Genomic DNA, 16178 nt, shown 5'->3' on the forward strand with positions numbered 1-16178 from the left:
GAAGTTTAGAGCCGCCTCGCGGCTCTTTTTTTATGGCTTGCGGTTAGCAATGCGCTTCTTACCGGCAAAGAGCCAGCCCGCGCCCAGCACCACGAACCACAGCGGTGTGACGATCAGCGCCTGACGGGTGTCCGCTTCAAGGGTCAGCAGCACCAGCACAAACAGGAAGAACGCCATGCACACCCAGCACATCACTTTGCCGAGCGGCATCTTGTAGATCGATTTTTCGTGCAGCTGCGGGCGCTGTTTACGGTAGACCAGATAGGAGCAGAGAATAATGGTCCAGACGAACATAAACAGTATCGCCGACACGGTGGTGATCATGGTGAACGCCGCAATCGCGCTCGGGTTGACATAGAGCATCACCACACCGCCCAGCAGGCAGATGCAGGAGAAGGTGAGCCCTTTCGCCGGTACCGCGCGTTTAGAGAGCTTGGCGAACGCTTTCGGTGCCACGCCATCCTGCGCCAGGCCAAACAGCATACGGCTGGTAGAAAAGACGCCGCTGTTGGCGGAAGAGGCGGCAGAGGTCAGCACCACAAAGTTGATGATGCTCGCCGCCGCCGGAATGCCGACCAGCACGAACAGCTCAACAAACGGGCTCTTATCCGCTACCACGGAGCTCCACGGCGTGACCGACATAATGACGATCAGCGCGAAGACGTAGAACATGATGATACGAATCGGAATGGAGTTGATGGCGCGCGGCAGGGATTTCTCCGGATCTTTCGTCTCGGCGGCGGTCGTACCAACCAGCTCAATACCGACAAAGGCAAACACCGCTATCTGGAAACCTGCAAAGAAGCCGCTGATACCTTTCGGGAAAAAGCCCCCCTCATTCCACAGATGGCTGAAGGAGGCTTCAACGCCGGTCGGCGATTTGAAATGCATCAGCACCATACCGACGCCGACAATAATCAGCGCCACAATGGCGACGATTTTGATCATCGCGAACCAGAACTCCATCTCGCCGAACATTTTCACCGTCGCGAGGTTGAGGCTCAGCAGCACGACGACCACGGCCAGCGCGGCGATCCAGTCGGCAAGGCCGGGGTACCAGAATTGTGCATAAGCGGTAATGGCGACCACATCCGCCATGCCGGTGACGACCCAACAGAACCAGTAGGTCCAGCCGGTAAAGTACCCCGCCCACGGCCCGAGCAGGTCGGCGGCGAAGTCGCTAAAAGATTTATATTCGAGGTTGGAAAGCAGTAATTCGCCCATCGCACGCATAACGAAAAACAGCATAAAGCCGATGATCATATAAACGAAGATGATTGACGGACCGGCGAGGCTAATTGTTTTGCCGGAACCCATAAATAAACCGGTACCAATAGCACCGCCAATAGCAATTAGCTGAATATGCCGGTTCGTAAGATTACGCCGTAGCGACTGTTCAGCCGGAGCCGCATTATCAGCGTCGGCTTTAACTTGATCTACCATGTTGTTTTCCTGTCTGTGTTGTTGGGCTCTGCTGGCCTTTACGTGTCTGCTTCGTCCTTAATGGACGCATCGATATTAGGTAAGAATCGGCGGGATGAATACTCTGAATTAAATCGAATGTTAAATATTTGTTTAAAGTGAGTGTTATATCACCTGGCAAATGCGAAACAGCTCACAAAAATACACCTGATTGTGCGCTTTGCAAGATAATATATTGCTAATAGTTCTGTTTACCAACGATCCGCGAAGTCAGAAACCCTCTCCGATATTAAAAGAGAGGGCTTCACGCTGGAGCTTACAGAATTTCCAGCAGTTCCACTTCGAACACCAGCGTGCTGAATGGCGGGATGGATGCGCCAGCGCCGCGCTCGCCGTAAGCGAGGTTGTGCGGAATGGTCAGTTCCCATTTGGAGCCAACCGGCATCAGGGTCAGGGCTTCGATCCAGCCTGCGATCACGCCGTTAACCGGGAATTCAGCCGGTTCGCCGCGCGCGACGGAGCTGTCGAATACGGTGCCGTCAATCAGCTTACCGGTGTAGTGCACGCGTACGCGGTCGGTGCGCGCCGGGATAGCGCCTTCGCCCTGGGTGATAACGCGGAATTGCAGACCGGATTCGGTGCTGTTAACGCCTTCGCGCTCGCGGTTTTCATCAAGGTATTTCACGCCTTCTGCCGCCATCTCTTCGAAACGGGAGCGACGAACCGCGTCAGCACGTTCGTGGATTTCACGCAGCGCGCGATGAACAACGTCTACCGGCACAGCAGGCTGTTTGCCCGCCAGCGCATCGGCAATACCCGCGACCAGCGCTTCCGGTAACAGCCCCTCTAACCCGGATTCGCTCAGCTGCTGTCCTACCTGCAAACCAATGCCGTAGCTGGCTTGCGCTTCGATCGTGTCAAAAGTTGGGGTGGTCATGGGTTTTCCTTCCATCGCTTTTTAAAGTAGCGCGCAGCATAACAGCCGCCCTGGGCCAGGCACAACTTTGTCACGGGAAAGATGACAAAAGGGCGCGAAAGGGAAAGAATGGTTCACGTTAGCAAAACCCTGCATTGTGGTGACAAAATAGTAGTTTGTACGGGCTTTCATGCGCTTAAACGCCGCGAACGCCAATGCAGGAAGATAAAGTGTATATACTCAACGAGACAGGATATTAAATGACGCGGAGCAGGAGGAGAGCCATGCCCGGGCGATTTGAACTGAAACCTACCCTTGCGAAGATCTGGCATGCCCCGGACAATTTTCGCCTGATGGACCCGCTCCCGCCCTTTCACCGTCGCGGCCTGATTCTGGCGGCGCTGCTGGTTATTATCGGCTTTCTGTTGCCGACAACGGATGAGAGCGTGCCGCAGCGCAGTAGTGAGGCGCGCGATGCGCAGCTCGATCTGCAAAACTCGCCTAATGTCGCGCCGCCGCAGGTGGTCAACGATCCGCAGCTTAACGCACCCAGCGCGGAAGCGTCGATGCAGCAGCAGGAGTCGATTGAGCAGCAGCCTTCCACTGAGCAGCAGCCCACCGCAGATCAAAACAGCCAGCCGCTGGCGACCAATAGCGGCATTGAGCAGCAGTGGCGCACCTACCGGGTGGGCGAAGGGAAAACCCTCGCGCAGCTCTTTCGCGATCATAATCTGCCGCCAACGGATGTCTACGCGATGGCGAAGGTTGAGGGCGACGGCAAGCCGCTCAGCAATCTGCAAAGCGGCCAGATGGTGAAGATCCGCCAGAATGCCAGCGGCGTGGTGACTGGCCTGACGATTGAGACCAGCGGCCAGCAGGTGCTCTTTACCCGCCAGCCGGACGGCAGCTTTATCCGCGCCCGCTAAACCAGATGCGCCGGGCAGCGATCACCCGGCGCGCTTATTAACCCATGCGATCCCCGTACAGACCAGCACCAGCGCGACAGCGTATTTCCACTCCAGAATATTCTCGCCGAGGAAGATGGCCGACAGCACCGAGCCCGCCACCGGAATCACAAAGTTAAAGGGCGCGATCATGCTGACGCGGTTCACTTTCAGCAGCGCGCTCCAGAGAGCGAAGGCGACAGAAGAGAGTAGCGTCAGGTAGGCGAGCACCGCGACCGCCGCCGCGCTATCCACCGCCAGCGTTCCGCCCGTAAGATAGCCGCCTGCCAGCAGCGCCAGGCCGCCTATCGCCAGCTGCCAGCCGGTCATCACCGTCGGATCGACCGTTTGCGAGATACGCTTACCGTACAGCGTGGCGGCAGAGAGGATAAACGCCGCCAGAATGACAAAGCCGTCGCCCTGCCAGACAAAGCGGAAATCCGCCAGCCCGCTATGGAAGTTCACCAGCATCACGCCAGCGAAGCCCAGCACGCAGCCGAGGGTTTTGTTGTAGCTCAGCTTGTCATTGTGATAGATGAAGTGCGCCAGCAGCACGCTGAAGAAGGTGCCGGTAGTATTCATGATCGATCCGTTTACCCCCGTCGTATAGGCAAGGCCAATATAAAAGAAGGTGTATTGCAGCGAGGTCTGGGTCAGCCCGAGCAGCGTCAGCTGCCCAAACTGCGAAGCGCTAAGCCTAGCGATGGGTTTACGCTGCGCCAGCGCGAACAGCAGCAGTAGCGCCCCGGCAAAGAGAAAACGGTACCCGGCGAACACCACTTTAGAGGGGATGTCGTCGGTAGCGATATGGAACAGTTCATAACCGCTTTTGATCGCCGGGTAGGAGCTACCCCATAACAGACAGCAGAGCGTGGCGCAGGCGTAAGCGATATGACGACGGGCAAAAACGGGGGTGGGCAGAGGGGAGTCCATGGCTAATCTCAAAAATAAAATTGCGTTTCAATTTAGTATCTGAGAATGCGGCGCAAATAGCTACCGGGAAAGGCGGGAATTGTGGGCGGGGCAGAAAAGCAAAACGCCGGCACAAGGCCGGCGCTTCGTCTCTCGTTGTCGTTCACGTTGCAGAGGCGTTAGCGCCTGCAGACCCGAACAACTCAGAGCGCAGTGAAGAGTAAAAAATTACTCAGCAACTACGTTTACAGTCAGCTTAGCGAATACTTCGCTGTGAACCTGGAAGTCCACTTCGTGCTCACCGGTGGTACGCAGAACGCCGTTCGGCATACGAACTTCGCTCTTCGCCACTTTAACGCCAGCTGCAGTTACAGCGTCAGCGATATCGCGGGTACCGATGGAACCGAACAGTTTACCTTCGTCGCCTGCTTTAGACGCGATGGTAACGGTGCCCAGTGCATTGATTTGCTCAGCACGAGCGTTAGCAGCCGCCAGAACGTCAGCCAGTTTGGCTTCCAGCTCAGCGCGACGTGCTTCGAAATACTCAACGTTTTTCTTGGTAGCCGGAACAGCTTTACCCTGCGGTACCAGGAAGTTACGAGCGTAGCCCGCTTTAACGTTAACCTGATCACCCAGGCTACCCAGGTTTGCTACTTTATCAAGCAGAATAACTTGCATTACCTTATCCTCTCAAAGTCGTATTAATGGACCGTGACCGATTACTGATGACGATCAGTGTACGGCAGCAGGGACAGGTAGCGAGCGCGTTTGATAGCGCGTGCCAGCTGACGCTGATATTTTGCACGGGTACCGGTGATACGGCTCGGGACAATCTTACCGCTTTCGGTGATGTAGTTTTTCAGCGTAGCGATATCTTTGTAATCAATCTCAACAACGCCTTCCGCGGTGAAACGGCAGAACTTGCGACGACGGAAATAACGTGCCATTTGGCTAGTCTCCAGAATCTATCAATTCAATCTGCTCGGCATGCAGAACCATTTTGCTCAGGCCGTTCTTTGCCTTGTGGCAACTGATGAACCCCTGAACGGTTACTGCGCTACCGACCGTTATACTGTGAGTAATGGCCTGGTTCTCCTGCCCGCTGATTATTACAGGCATTTGGCACCACGCCTGCCGGTGAAAACCGGCTTCCTCCTGCACAGAGCGGTGCTCAAGCACGAACTGGCAGTGTGGAATTCCTGACGGGCTGACCTTTCGCAGCGGCGTCCTGCACACGGTGCCGGACAACACCAGACGGTTGGTCATCAGGAATTACTCTTCAGAATCCCCAGCATCTGCATCATCTGCGGTTTCATTTGCGAAATCATCGCGACGCTCACGGCGCTCGTCTTTCGCTTTAACCATCGGAGATGCTTCGGTTACCGCGTTCTTAGTACGCATAACCATGCTACGGATAACGGCGTCGTTGAAGCGGAAGTTTGTTTCCAGCTCATCGATCGCTTCCTGCGGCGCTTCAACGTTCAGCAGAACGTAGTGTGCTTTGTGCAGTTTATTGATCGGGTAAGCCAGCTGACGGCGGCCCCAGTCTTCCAGACGGTGGATCGTACCTTCTGCTGCAGTGATTGCACCAGTGTAACGTTCGATCATGCCCGGAACCTGTTCGCTCTGGTCAGGATGGACCATAAAAACGATTTCGTAATGACGCATCGAATTGCTCCTTACGGATTATTCAGCCTCCTGTCTGGGTCAGCCGAGGCCCGGGGAGGCAAGGAACGTGTTAAAGGTCGGCTGAAAAATTGACGCGTCATAATACTGGCGTCACCCCAGGAACTCAAGGTGAATTGCACAATTAATTCGCACTAAGCGCCAAGAGAAGCCGCCACGGCGAATTACACTTAACCAGCGCACCTCATAACCTAAGGAGAAGAGATGTACAGGCGATAGTTCCCGAAGACGTACTGGAGCGTAACATCATGAAATACATCGCACTTTTACTAGCAACCCTGCTGCTTAGCGCCCAGGCTAGCGCAGCGATCGCCCCTCCCCCACCGCAAGCCCGCAATATGGATGACGTGCAGAGCTTAGGTGTTATCTATATTAATCATAACCTTACCGACGAAAACGACGCCGAACCGGTGTTGGTTCAACGTCCGGATGCCGCCCCGCCGCTTAAAGATGACGGCTGAAGAAGCCGACCGTCGCCTCCAGCGCCTGCGGCGTAATACGATGAGCAACCCCCGCTTCCCACAGAGTGGTAAGCCTGGCGTCACGCTGTTCGTCGGCCAGCGCCTGCTGTAACCGGAAGGAGTCAGCTGCGGGCACGACATCATCCGCTTCGCCATGCCACAGCAGTAGCGGGCGATCGGCGACTCTCTCCAGTTGGCCCGTCACTTCCCATTTCGCCAGCGGCGCGAGAATAGCGTCGAACGTCTCCTGCTGCGCGGCGTTGGTGACCTCAAGCGGCGGAAACAGCGTGCGGGCAAGCGAGGTGAAGTAGCCCGATCCCATCAGGCTGGCGACGCAGCGCACCTCCGGGTGACGGGTCATAATACCCAGCGCCGTCATGCCGCCCATGGATGCGCCGCCCACCGCCAGCCGGTTATCTTCAATCAGGTTGCGCTGGTGCAACGCATCGCGCAGCGCGGCAAACTCTTCAAGGTTGCCCTGCAGGATTTGCCAGAACTGACGCAAGCGGCGCTCAGCGTTGCCGCTAAAGCGTGCGCCATGATCGGGCGCGTCGGGCATGATCACGCGAAAACCCGCCTGCGCCAGCGCGACGGCGAAGTAGCTGTAAACCAGCTTTGATGAGGTGAAGCCGTGGTAGAACACGACGCAGGGGAGCGGTTGGTGCCCTTTTCCGGCCGGGAAGCCGTGCAGCGCCTCATTACCTGCAAAGTGGTCTGTCTGAATTTCAATCATTTTACCCTCCGTGATCTATAGTGCAGATATGCCACTCGCAGCGCGCTGGCGCAAGCCAGATTCCGCATAAGCATTGCGCATGATGAGAGCCAGATTACGCTTTCAAAACACTTTCATTCGAAATCAGTGCTCAAGCTAACACTTCGGGAATATCACCCCCAAAGTGAAACCCATCAGGAACTACACTATGGCTATCAGTAGAGATAAGAAACCGATGCGCGCCCTGCTGCCGCTGCTGTTTGCCCTGCTTGTCAGCGGCTGTGCCGCGCTGCAAGGCAAACCGCAACCTGCGCCGCCGGCCACGGAAACGCCGCAAGAGATCAGTCGAAATCAGACGCAGGGATTGCGGGAGATCGGGGCGGTTAACGTCACGGTGATGGGCTCGCCCATGGATGTCGAAACAGCGCTCAAAGCCAAAGCCTCCGAGGCGAAAGCAGACTATTACGTCATCATCATGATGGATGACAGCGTATTCCCCGGCCGTTGGTATGGTCGCGCCCTGCTTTATCGATCGTAGCGAGGTATTGATTTTAAGGACTTTTACACTGCTTTGCGTCCATTGATGTTCTTCTGTGCACTATTGGGTTCTGACTTCTCTTGTGCGTAAGGAAGCCCCGATCCGACTCGGGGTAGCGAAAAATGGAGCTGACGACAATGAAACAATCTCTCGCCTTAAACTCGCTGTTACTCTCTGCCGGTATGCTGCACACCACCGCGCAGTCCGCCGAGTTCGCCTGCGCCGACCGCGTAACGGGGCTTAACGAAATTGGCCTTATCTCGGTCGATAACGTCGCTGGCAGCCAGCAAGATGTTGAGCGTGTTATTGCCCTGAAAGCGGATGAACAGGGCGCCTCCTGGTATCGCATTATTCGCATGCAGGAGGCGATGCAGGTTGATTCATGGCAGGTGCAGGCGATTCTCTACGCCTGAGTGTCGTCAATAAAAGCCACCAAATCAGGGCGTTTCTTTATGCCCCTACTTTCTTTAAGATTATGTTATTTGGGTGATACATCCGTGTAACATATTGTTACAAATCTACGCTAAATGTTGTCCGCTCCCTGCCGTTAAGGAGGCTCACACATACAAAAACGGACACATTATGAGCGCCCTCTTTCGTCGTGCCAGCCTTGGTGCAAAGCTCTCTTTGCTGACTGGTGCAAGCGTTGCGACGCTATTTCTCTTATTTACCTTTCTGATGAGCAACAACGCCAGCCAACAGCTGGAAACGCTGGCTATGGAAGATCTGCACAGCCAGTCTACCGGCGTGGTCGACATGGTAGAGATGTTCAACAGCAGCCTCACTGAAGAAGTTGAAAGCTACACCCGCTTGTTCGGCAGTTTCCTGCCGCAGCCGCTTGCCATTGACCCGCAGCAGCGCCGCGAGATTAACGGCATCGACGTTCCACTGCTGAAAGCTGGTGACGTTGAGCTGCACAACAACAACGCCATTCCCGATGATTTCCTTAACCGCACCGGCGCGATTGCCACCCTCTTCGTGCGCAGCGGCAACGAATTTGTGCGTGTTGCCACGTCTCTGCGTAAAGAGAATGGCGATCGCGCGATCGGCACCAAGCTCGATCCCGCCGGCCCGGCGTTTGCACAGGTGATGAAAGGTGAGGTCTATCGCGGCCTCGCGCTGCTGTTCGGCAAGCGCTATATCACCCAGTACCAGCCGGTAAAAGATGCCAGCGGCAATACCATCGCCATTATGTTTGTTGGCGTTGATATCACCCGCTCCTGGCAGGTGATGCGTGGCAAAATCCTCGGACGCAAACTGGGCGAGAGCGGGCATTTCTTCGTGATTGACCGCAACCCGGGGAAAAACCTCGGCAACTACCTGTTCCACGGTGACCAGGAAGGCAAACGCCCGCAGTGGAGCGAAAGCGATCTGCAGGCGGTGCTGAACAACGAGAGCGGCACGCTGACACAGCAGAGCGCCGATGGCTGCACGCTGCTGCTCTCCTACACCGCGCTGCCCGGCTGGAACTGGGCGGTCGTGGGCGAAGTCGATAAAGCCACGCTGCTGCACGATGTAAACGCGATGCGTAACCAGTTCCTGCTGGCGGGCGTGATCGTCTCCCTGCTCTTCGCGACGCTGTTTGTGGTGATTATTCGCCGCTGGCTGTCGCGTCCGCTGCGTAGCGTGATCGATCTGGCACAGCAGTATGCCGCAGGCGATCTGCGCGCTACGCTGGCAGTGGATCGTCACGATGAAGTCGGAGAGCTGATCGCCGCGATCAATGGCATTGGCGATGGGCTGCATAAAATTGTGCTGCAGGTGCGTGAATCCGCCGCCGAGATCAACCTCGGCACCAATGCTCTGGCCGCCGACAGCAGCGAGATCAGCGATCAAATCAATAAGCAGGCCAGCAGCGTGGAAGAGACCTCCGCCAGCATGGAGCAGATTGCCGCCACCGTGCAGCAAAACGCCGCCAATATGGAGCAGACCCAGCACCTGGTAAATGAAACCACCGACGCGGTGAAAAAAGGTGGTCAGACCGTCGAACACTCCGTCGAGACAATGGAAGATATTCGCGCCGCTTCACAGCGTATCGCCGATATTACCCATGTGATCGAGTCAATTGCCTTCCAGACCAACATCCTCGCACTTAACGCAGCGGTGGAAGCGGCGCGCGCAGGCGAGCATGGCAAAGGCTTTGCCGTTGTCGCCCAAGAAGTACGCGCGCTGGCGGCACGCAGCGCCAACGCGGTGAAAGAGATCGACGCACTGATTGGCGATACGCTGAAAAAAGTGGGCGAAGGTCACTCTCAGTCAGAGGCGACCCGCATCGCGATGCAGGCGATCATCAATCACATGAACAATATCAACCAGTTGGTTCATGAGATTAACCATGCTTCCCATGAACAGTCTGCCGGGATTAATCAGGTGAACCTGGCGATGACGCACATTGGCGATGCCACACACATCAACGCCGGACGCGTGACCCAGAGTGAAGAGACCGCGCGCATTCTGCGTGAGAAAGGGGCGCATCTGAGCGAGCTGGTTAGCCTGTTCCGCTTAAAAATGGATTAATGGGCTCCGCCCGTGGCGCGCAGCAGCAGGTCACTTTTGACCTGTTCATCAAGGCGCGACGCGCCACGGGTATCCAGCATCATCTGGCACCACGCCTGCGCTATCGGCGGCGATGCGTGCCGCAGCATTTGCGCACCGACGCCCAGTAGCCAGAGCTGCCGGGTAATCTCCCGCCCTTGCGCCTCGTCCGGCTTACGCAGCCGCGGCTGGAGCTGCCGCCAGGCGCGTTCGAAATGGCGATCCCGCCCTTTGACCGCCGCAAACTCTTCGCTTAATAACGCCAGCACGCCCGGCTGTTTGGTCAGCACGCGCAGCACATCCAGGCACATCACGTTTCCCGACCCTTCCCAGATACTGTTGACCGGCACTTCGCGGTAGAGCCGCGGCAACTCGCTCTCTTCGCAGTAACCGATCCCGCCCAGCACCTCCATCGCTTCGGCGACGAACGGTATGCCGCTTTTACACACTGCGAACTTCGCCACCGGCGTAAAGAGCCGCGCCCATAACGCGTCCTGTTCATCAGCCCGGTTATCCCATGCGCGGGCGAGGCGAAAGATCATTGCCGTTTGCCCCTCCAGTTGCAGTGCCATGCGGCTGAGCACGTCGCGCATTAAGGGCTGATCGACAAGGTTTTTGCCAAATGCCTGGCGATGATGGGCATGATAGAGCGCCACGGAGAAGGCGCGGCGCATCAGGCCGTGGCTGCCGAGCGCGCAGTCAAAGCGCGTCAGCCCGCCCATTTTGAGGATCTGGCGCACGCCGTCGCCCTCTTCGCCAAGCAGCCAGCCGCAGGCGTCAACAAACTCCGCTTCGCTGCTGGCGTTCGAACGGTTGCCGAGCTTCTCTTTGAGCCGCTCGAGACGCACGCCGTTACGCTCACCGTCCGGCAGAAAGCGCGGCACAAAGAAGCAGGAGAGCCCGCCCGGCGTCTGCGCCAGCACTAAGTGCGCATCGCTTTGCGGCACCGAAAAGAACCACTTATGCCCCACCAGCCGGTAGTGATCGCCGCTCCTCTCCGCGCGCGTGGTGTTACTCAACACATCGGAGCCGCCCTGCTTCTCCGTCATCCCCATGCCGATAAGCAGCCCGCGCTTCTCCCCGCCCGGCAGCAGATGGGGATCGTAGCGATCGCTCAGTAGCGGTTGCTGCCAGCCTGCAAAAGCAGCGGGAAGTGCCTGTTGCAATAGTGGCGTGGCGGCAAAGGTCATGGTGATGGGGCAAAGGGTGCCGGACTCCACCTGCGCATGCAGCACGAAACGGGCACTGCGCGCGACAAACGATCCGGCGCGCGCCTGCTCTTCCCACGCCAGGTTATGCACGCGGTTGCTGCACAGCCCCTGCATCAAAAGGTGCCAGGCCGGGTGAAAGCGCACATCATCCAGCCGCTCGCCGGTGCTGCTGTAGCGCAGCAATTCCGGCGGATTAGCATTTGCCAGCCGACCGAGTTCAAGAGATTCTGCCGTGCCGAGCTGCTGGCCGATGCTGGCGAGCAGTTCTGCATCCCACGCCGCGCCTTCACGCATCACTGCGTCGTAGAGCGGGCGGTCAGACAGAAACAGGTTGCTGTTATGCAGGGGAATGGGTTGGTTAAAAACGGTGTGCGTTTGCCAGCGCATGCTCTCGCCCTCCTTCAATGGCCACGCCGCTAAGTATGGACAGCCCGCGCTGGCGCTGCATGGGAGGGGAGTCACACAGCGGTAATATCATTGCGATCAATCGTGAAACGGCTCACATTATTCAGGAATAATATATTTCTCTGCGAACATTCTAATGAATAATTTATTCTCACCTTCACAACGAGAATCATTATGCATTCACCTCACCCTGCGCCAGATGCGCACAAGCGTGCGCTTATCGCCGGCTCGATTGGCAACTTTATCGAGTGGTACGAATTTGCGGTGTATGGCTTTCTCGCCACCGTAATTGCGAAAAACTTCTTCCAGCTGGCGGGCGACACGGGGTTGACCAGCCTGATCCTCACTTACGCCTCGTTTGCTATCGCCTTTTTCTTTCGCCCGCTGGGCGCGGTGCTGTTTGGGCGCATTGGCGATCGTCTCGGGCGTAAACCGACGCTGATTATCGTGCTGGTGCTGATGACGCTGGCGACCGCCGCTATCGGTATGGTGCCGGTCTATGCCTCGATTGGCATTGCCGCACCGCTGATCATTACCGGGCTGCGCATTTTGCAAGGGCTGTTTGCCGGCGGTGAGTATGGCGGCGCGGTGTCGCTGATGACCGAGTTCGCCCCGCGCGGTAAACGCGGGCTGTATGGCGCCTGGCAATCCTTTACCGTTGCGCTGGGGCTGCTCAGCGGCGCGGGCGTGGTGGCGCTGCTCTCGACGATCCTCACGCCGGAAGCACTGCATGAGTGGGGCTGGCGCATCCCCTTCTTCCTCGCCCTGCCGATGGGCGTGGTTGCGCTGTGGCTGCGAGTGAGCATGGAGGAGACGCCGAGCTTTGTGCAGCAGCAGGAGAAACCGGTCGCCCAGCGCGCCAACCGTGCCGCGACGCTGAAAGCGATTTTTATGGGTATCGGCCGGGTGATGGTGTGGTCCGCCGCCGGGTACACCTATCTGGTGATTATGCCGACCTACCTGCAATCGGCGCTGCATACCGGCTTTAACCAGGCGTTGCTGATTGCGGTGATCTCCAATGTCGGCTTTGCGCTGACCATTATTCCTGCCGGGATAGCGAGTGACCGTTATGGCCGCCGCACGGTGATGGTGACGGCGACCATCTTGCTGCTGATCCTCGCGCTGCCGCTGCTCAAAATCTTGCAGGCAGAGTCGAGCACGCTGGCGGTAAAGGCGGTAGTAGTGCTGATTGCGGGCGGTCTGGTAGGTGTGCTGGCAGGCCCCGGCCCGGCGATGCTGTCGGAGATGTTTCCAACGCGCGTGCGCTACACCGGCCTGGGCGTGGCCTATTCGCTCTCAAACGCGCTCTTTTCGGGCTGTGCGGGGTTGATCATTACCGGGCTGATTAAGCAGACCGGTAATCTGGATATCCCGGCCTATTACGTGATGGCGACAGCAGTGGTGAGTATTGCGGCGCTGATGACGCTCAATAAGGATGACCATCTGCGGTCGCTTGAGGAGTAACGGTGGCGGTTACGTAGGCCGGATAAGCAAGGCGCCATCCGGCATTACGTGCACTTAACTGCGCTGGCGCACCGCTTCAAACAGGCAGATACCGGTCGCGACCGAAACGTTCAGCGAGGAGACGCTGCCCGCCATCGGAATGCTGATCAGCTCATCGCAGTGCTCGCGGGTCAGACGGCGCATACCTTCGCCTTCCGCGCCCATCACCAGCGCCATCGGGCCGGTCATTTTGCTCTGGAACAGGGTGTGATCCGCTTCGCCCGCAGTGCCGACGATCCAGATACTCTCTTCCTGTAACAGACGCATGGTGCGTGCCAGGTTGGTCACACGGATCAGCGGTACGTTCTCCGCCGCGCCGCAGGCCACTTTTTTCGCCGTGGCGTTCAGCTGCGCCGATTTATCCTTCGGCACGATCACCGCATGGACGCCCGCCGCATCGGCGCTACGTAAACAGGCCCCGAGGTTATGGGGATCCGTAACGCCATCGAGGATCAAAAAGAAGGGTTGATCGAGGCTGGCGATCAGATCCGGCAGATCGTTTTCCTGATACTGACGGCCAGGCTTAACGCGTGCAATGATCCCCTGGTGCACCGCGCCTTCGCTCTTCTCATCCAGATACTGGCGGTTCGCCACCTGGATCACCACGCCCTGCGCTTCCAGCGCGTGGATCAGCGGCATAAGACGCTTATCTTCGCGGCCTTTCAGAATAAAGACTTCCTGAAAACGCTCCGGGGCGCGCTCCAGCAGGGCCTGCACCGCATGGATGCCGTAAATCATTTCACTCATTGATGGTACTCATTTGGGGCGGTTTGCGCCGGGTTGTTAGGGCCGTGATAGATATCACCGGCGCCCATTATAACTAACCCACGCCTCAGGTCGAACTTAACCCGCCGCACGAGGCGGCAGGTTTATCTAAACCCCGGGCAATGCGCGTTAAAAACTCTCCCAGCTTGTCTCTGCCAGCGCCGGTTTAAGCGCGGCGGCCTTGCTTGCCGCTGGCTTTTTCGCGGCCTGCGCTTTATGGCCGGAGAGGGTAAAGATGGAGATAGTCTGCTCCAGCTCGCGCGCCTGCTCTTCGAGGGAGCTTGCCGCCGCTGAGGACTCCTCCACCAGCGCGGCGTTCTGCTGGGTGGTGGTATCCATCTCTGCCATCGCCTGACCAATCTGCGAGATGCCACGGCTCTGCTCTTCAGACGCGCCGGCAATCTCATTCATGATATTGCGGACCTGGGCCACAGAGGTGACGATCCCCTCCATCGCTTCACCGGCACCCGCCACCAGCTTAGAACCATTCTCCACTTGGCTGCCCGCTTCGTGGATCAGGGCCTCAATCTCTTTCGCCGCCGTGGCGCTGCGCTGCGCCAGCGTTCTTACCTCGCCTGCGACCACCGCAAACCCGCGTCCCTGTTCGCCCGCACGCGCCGCTTCTACCGCAGCGTTGAGCGCGAGGATATTGGTCTGGAAAGCGATGCTGTTAATAACGTTGATGATATCGCCAATTTTGTGCGAGCTGGCGCGGATCCCCTCCATGGTGGTGACCACTTCACCAACAATCTTGCCGCCGCGATCGGCGCTGGAAGAGGCCTCTGCCGCCAGTTTGCTGGCGTGGCTGGCGTTTTCCGCATTCTGTTTCACCGTCGAGGTCAGCTCCTCCATACTGGCGGCAGTTTCCACTACCGCAGCGGACTGCTGCTCGGTACGCGAAGAGAGATCGATATTGCCAGCGGCGATTTCCGCCGAGGCGCGCGACACACTCTCCACGCCGCTACGCACGCGGGAGATCACCTCTTTCAGGTTCTCATTCATCACGGAAACGGCCTGCAGCAGCAGCCCCGGCTCATCGCGGCGTTGGGTTGAGATGGACATGGTGAGATCGCCCTGCGAAATGCGCTCGGCAATGTGCAGCGTTTCACGCAGCGGACGGGTAATGTTGCGGGTGATGCGCCAGGCAATCAGCAGCGCAATCGCAATGCCTACTGCGGCAGCAAGCAGCATGATAGTCATCGCATGAGACATGGTTTCCTTCACCTGCGCCTGCTGCCAGACGAAGAAATTCTCAACGGATTCGTTTAATTGAGTGGCGGTGCCGGTCAGAGTTTTAGATTGAGTTGCCTGATTGGCAAACGTAGTAACGAACTGGTCAATATTCCCCTGCAGGCTGGCAAGCTCGGTGGTCAAGGCGGCATTTAAAGAGGCGAGTTCTCCGCCCTGCCCGGCCAGCGCTTTACCATATTCCGCGCTTTGCTGAAGCGCGGTGCTGAGACGGGCGGCGGTATCAGCGCTGCCGGAGTCAATCAGCTCTTCAATTAACAGCGCCGACTGCTGCAACCTGGCTTCAAGGCGCACGGCCACCAGCGCACTTTCAGGTGGCAGGCTATCGCTGGCGCTCAGTGAGGCGGCCTGCTGGGCGATATCTTCAATCTTTGCGCTGCGCAACGCGGCGGCCAGTTCATTACGGCGTTGTATTGATGAGACAAAGACGCTCCTTTGTGCCATATAGGTTTCGGTTTGCTGTTGCAGGCTGTCAATTTTTGCCTGCCCTTCCTGGCTCCAGGAAAAGGTATCCAGGGTTTTCGCCAGCTCGATAATTTGTTGTAAAGCCTTGAGGTTTTTATCAGCGTTTTCTGCCGAGCCGGTATATTGATAAAGGGTGCGGTTAAGACGTGCGGTGCTGAGTGTATTTACCATCTGCACGGTAACCGCTTCTTTGTCCGCATTTTCTTCAACTTTTTTAAAGCCAATAAGACCTGTTGCAACGGTAATCATCATAATAATAAGCACGATAATAAAACTGGAGGTCAGTTTTTTGCCGACGCTTAGGTTATTCGCGATGTTTCCTACAAAAGCGGTAACGGACATACGGTTCACCATAAAGTTAGATTGGGGGCGCTATTTTCAGTTATCGTCCGCCTTAAAATTTAACTTTATGATTTATTCTGCAGCTTATGCGTAAAGTACAGTATTCATGATCT

16 protein-coding genes and 1 pseudogene are annotated in these 16178 nt (G+C 57.2%); 6 read left to right on the forward strand and 11 right to left on the reverse strand.

Annotated features, from left to right (window positions below; translation table 11 throughout):
• Positions 1-30: 30 nt before the first annotated feature.
• Both cycA and fklB read right to left on the reverse strand, forming a co-directional pair.
• Positions 31-1443, reverse strand: a complete 1413-nt coding sequence (cycA, locus tag IAE48_RS09235) for a D-serine/D-alanine/glycine transporter (RefSeq protein WP_076768994.1) — start codon at positions 1441-1443, stop codon at positions 31-33.
• Positions 1444-1738: 295 nt separating this feature from the next.
• Positions 1739-2359, reverse strand: coding sequence for an FKBP-type peptidyl-prolyl cis-trans isomerase (gene fklB, locus IAE48_RS09240; RefSeq protein WP_054803029.1), 621 nt, complete (start codon positions 2357-2359; stop codon positions 1739-1741).
• A 263-nt stretch (positions 2360-2622) separates the two neighbouring features.
• Between fklB and IAE48_RS09245 the strand changes: the two genes are divergently transcribed.
• Positions 2623-3264: a LysM-like peptidoglycan-binding domain-containing protein gene (locus IAE48_RS09245; protein WP_200134168.1), complete on the forward strand. Its 642-nt coding sequence runs from the start codon at positions 2623-2625 to the stop codon at positions 3262-3264.
• Between the two features lie 21 nt (positions 3265-3285).
• On the opposite strand, the gene IAE48_RS09250 is transcribed toward IAE48_RS09245, so the two are convergent.
• From IAE48_RS09250 to rpsF, 5 genes are all read right to left on the reverse strand, one after another.
• Positions 3286-4215 carry a DMT family transporter gene (locus IAE48_RS09250; protein ID WP_200134169.1) on the reverse strand — a complete coding sequence of 310 codons (930 nt, stop codon included), beginning with the start codon at positions 4213-4215 and terminating at the stop codon, positions 3286-3288.
• A gap of 207 nt (positions 4216-4422) precedes the next feature.
• Complete coding sequence (gene rplI / locus IAE48_RS09255; protein WP_042711846.1) at positions 4423-4872, reverse strand: 50S ribosomal protein L9; 450 nt, start codon at positions 4870-4872, stop codon at positions 4423-4425.
• 41 nt (positions 4873-4913) lie between these two features.
• Positions 4914-5141 carry a 30S ribosomal protein S18 gene (gene rpsR / locus IAE48_RS09260; RefSeq protein ID WP_005974788.1) on the reverse strand — a complete coding sequence of 76 codons (228 nt, stop codon included), beginning with the start codon at positions 5139-5141 and terminating at the stop codon, positions 4914-4916.
• Positions 5142-5145: 4 nt separating this feature from the next.
• Entirely contained in the window at positions 5146-5460 is a 315-nt protein-coding gene (gene priB, locus IAE48_RS09265; RefSeq protein WP_023478447.1) for a primosomal replication protein N, read from the reverse strand.
• Between the two features lie 6 nt (positions 5461-5466).
• On the reverse strand, positions 5467-5862 hold the full coding sequence (rpsF, locus tag IAE48_RS09270; protein ID WP_042711843.1) for a 30S ribosomal protein S6: 396 nt from the start codon (positions 5860-5862) through the stop codon (positions 5467-5469).
• Positions 5863-6128: 266 nt separating this feature from the next.
• Here rpsF and IAE48_RS09275 point away from each other — a divergent pair.
• Positions 6129-6314 (forward strand): annotated as a pseudogene (locus IAE48_RS09275) (hypothetical protein); the annotation flags it as partial.
• A gap of 10 nt (positions 6315-6324) precedes the next feature.
• Here the strand turns inward: IAE48_RS09275 and yjfP are convergent.
• On the reverse strand, positions 6325-7074 hold the full coding sequence (gene yjfP, locus IAE48_RS09280) for an esterase (protein WP_200134171.1): 750 nt from the start codon (positions 7072-7074) through the stop codon (positions 6325-6327).
• Between the two features lie 214 nt (positions 7075-7288).
• On the opposite strand from yjfP, the gene bsmA reads away from it, so the two are divergent.
• The 3 genes from bsmA to IAE48_RS09295 all read left to right on the forward strand — a co-directional run bounded on the left by bsmA (position 7289) and on the right by IAE48_RS09295 (position 10108).
• Positions 7289-7591, forward strand: a complete 303-nt coding sequence (gene bsmA, locus IAE48_RS09285; RefSeq protein WP_233631512.1) for a biofilm peroxide resistance protein BsmA — start codon at positions 7289-7291, stop codon at positions 7589-7591.
• Between the two features lie 122 nt (positions 7592-7713).
• Positions 7714-8004, forward strand: a complete 291-nt coding sequence (gene yjfN, locus IAE48_RS09290) for a DUF1471 family protease activator YjfN (RefSeq protein ID WP_042711837.1) — start codon at positions 7714-7716, stop codon at positions 8002-8004.
• 169 nt (positions 8005-8173) lie between these two features.
• The gene (locus tag IAE48_RS09295) at positions 8174-10108 is read left to right on the forward strand and encodes a methyl-accepting chemotaxis protein (protein ID WP_200134173.1); all 1935 of its coding nucleotides are present in this window, start codon (positions 8174-8176) and stop codon (positions 10106-10108) included.
• Here the strand turns inward: IAE48_RS09295 and IAE48_RS09300 are convergent.
• Positions 10105-11724 (reverse strand): isovaleryl-CoA dehydrogenase, encoded by a 1620-nt coding sequence (locus IAE48_RS09300; RefSeq protein ID WP_200134174.1) that lies wholly within the window; start codon positions 11722-11724, stop codon positions 10105-10107. The genes IAE48_RS09295 and IAE48_RS09300 overlap by 4 nt on opposite strands.
• 192 nt (positions 11725-11916) lie before the next feature.
• Here IAE48_RS09300 and IAE48_RS09305 point away from each other — a divergent pair, with 192 nt between their 5' ends.
• On the forward strand, positions 11917-13206 hold the full coding sequence (locus IAE48_RS09305; protein WP_139566767.1) for an MFS transporter: 1290 nt from the start codon (positions 11917-11919) through the stop codon (positions 13204-13206).
• A 54-nt stretch (positions 13207-13260) separates the two neighbouring features.
• Here the strand turns inward: IAE48_RS09305 and rlmB are convergent, their stop codons facing one another.
• Both rlmB and IAE48_RS09315 read right to left on the reverse strand, forming a co-directional pair.
• Positions 13261-13992, reverse strand: coding sequence for a 23S rRNA (guanosine(2251)-2'-O)-methyltransferase RlmB (rlmB, locus tag IAE48_RS09310; RefSeq protein WP_042711831.1), 732 nt, complete (start codon positions 13990-13992; stop codon positions 13261-13263).
• Positions 13993-14139: 147 nt separating this feature from the next.
• Positions 14140-16065 (reverse strand): methyl-accepting chemotaxis protein, encoded by a 1926-nt coding sequence (locus IAE48_RS09315; protein WP_200134175.1) that lies wholly within the window; start codon positions 16063-16065, stop codon positions 14140-14142.
• Positions 16066-16178 lie beyond the last annotated feature (113 nt).

The sequence above is a fragment of the Kosakonia sp. S57 genome (assembly GCF_016516575.1).
GTDB classification, from domain to species: Bacteria; Pseudomonadota; Gammaproteobacteria; order Enterobacterales; family Enterobacteriaceae; genus Kosakonia; species Kosakonia cowanii.

What these genes read in the sequence shown, in the direction of transcription:
- IAE48_RS09300 (WP_200134174.1), bottom strand. Translation starts at nt 11,724, where the DNA reads ATGCGCTGGCAAACGCACACCGTTTTTAACCAACCCATTCCCCTGCAT.
- bsmA (WP_233631512.1), top strand. Translation starts at nt 7,289, where the DNA reads ATGCGCGCCCTGCTGCCGCTGCTGTTTGCCCTGCTTGTCAGCGGCTGT.
- rplI (WP_042711846.1), bottom strand. Translation starts at nt 4,872, where the DNA reads ATGCAAGTTATTCTGCTTGATAAAGTAGCAAACCTGGGTAGCCTGGGT.
- IAE48_RS09245 (WP_200134168.1), top strand. Translation starts at nt 2,623, where the DNA reads ATGCCCGGGCGATTTGAACTGAAACCTACCCTTGCGAAGATCTGGCAT.
- IAE48_RS09295 (WP_200134173.1), top strand. Translation starts at nt 8,174, where the DNA reads ATGAGCGCCCTCTTTCGTCGTGCCAGCCTTGGTGCAAAGCTCTCTTTG.
- rpsR (WP_005974788.1), bottom strand. Translation starts at nt 5,141, where the DNA reads ATGGCACGTTATTTCCGTCGTCGCAAGTTCTGCCGTTTCACCGCGGAA.
- yjfN (WP_042711837.1), top strand. Translation starts at nt 7,714, where the DNA reads ATGGAGCTGACGACAATGAAACAATCTCTCGCCTTAAACTCGCTGTTA.
- IAE48_RS09315 (WP_200134175.1), bottom strand. Translation starts at nt 16,065, where the DNA reads ATGTCCGTTACCGCTTTTGTAGGAAACATCGCGAATAACCTAAGCGTC.
- fklB (WP_054803029.1), bottom strand. Translation starts at nt 2,359, where the DNA reads ATGACCACCCCAACTTTTGACACGATCGAAGCGCAAGCCAGCTACGGC.
- cycA (WP_076768994.1), bottom strand. Translation starts at nt 1,443, where the DNA reads ATGGTAGATCAAGTTAAAGCCGACGCTGATAATGCGGCTCCGGCTGAA.
- yjfP (WP_200134171.1), bottom strand. Translation starts at nt 7,074, where the DNA reads ATGATTGAAATTCAGACAGACCACTTTGCAGGTAATGAGGCGCTGCAC.
- IAE48_RS09305 (WP_139566767.1), top strand. Translation starts at nt 11,917, where the DNA reads ATGCATTCACCTCACCCTGCGCCAGATGCGCACAAGCGTGCGCTTATC.
- rpsF (WP_042711843.1), bottom strand. Translation starts at nt 5,862, where the DNA reads ATGCGTCATTACGAAATCGTTTTTATGGTCCATCCTGACCAGAGCGAA.
- priB (WP_023478447.1), bottom strand. Translation starts at nt 5,460, where the DNA reads ATGACCAACCGTCTGGTGTTGTCCGGCACCGTGTGCAGGACGCCGCTG.
- rlmB (WP_042711831.1), bottom strand. Translation starts at nt 13,992, where the DNA reads ATGAGTGAAATGATTTACGGCATCCATGCGGTGCAGGCCCTGCTGGAG.
- IAE48_RS09250 (WP_200134169.1), bottom strand. Translation starts at nt 4,215, where the DNA reads ATGGACTCCCCTCTGCCCACCCCCGTTTTTGCCCGTCGTCATATCGCT.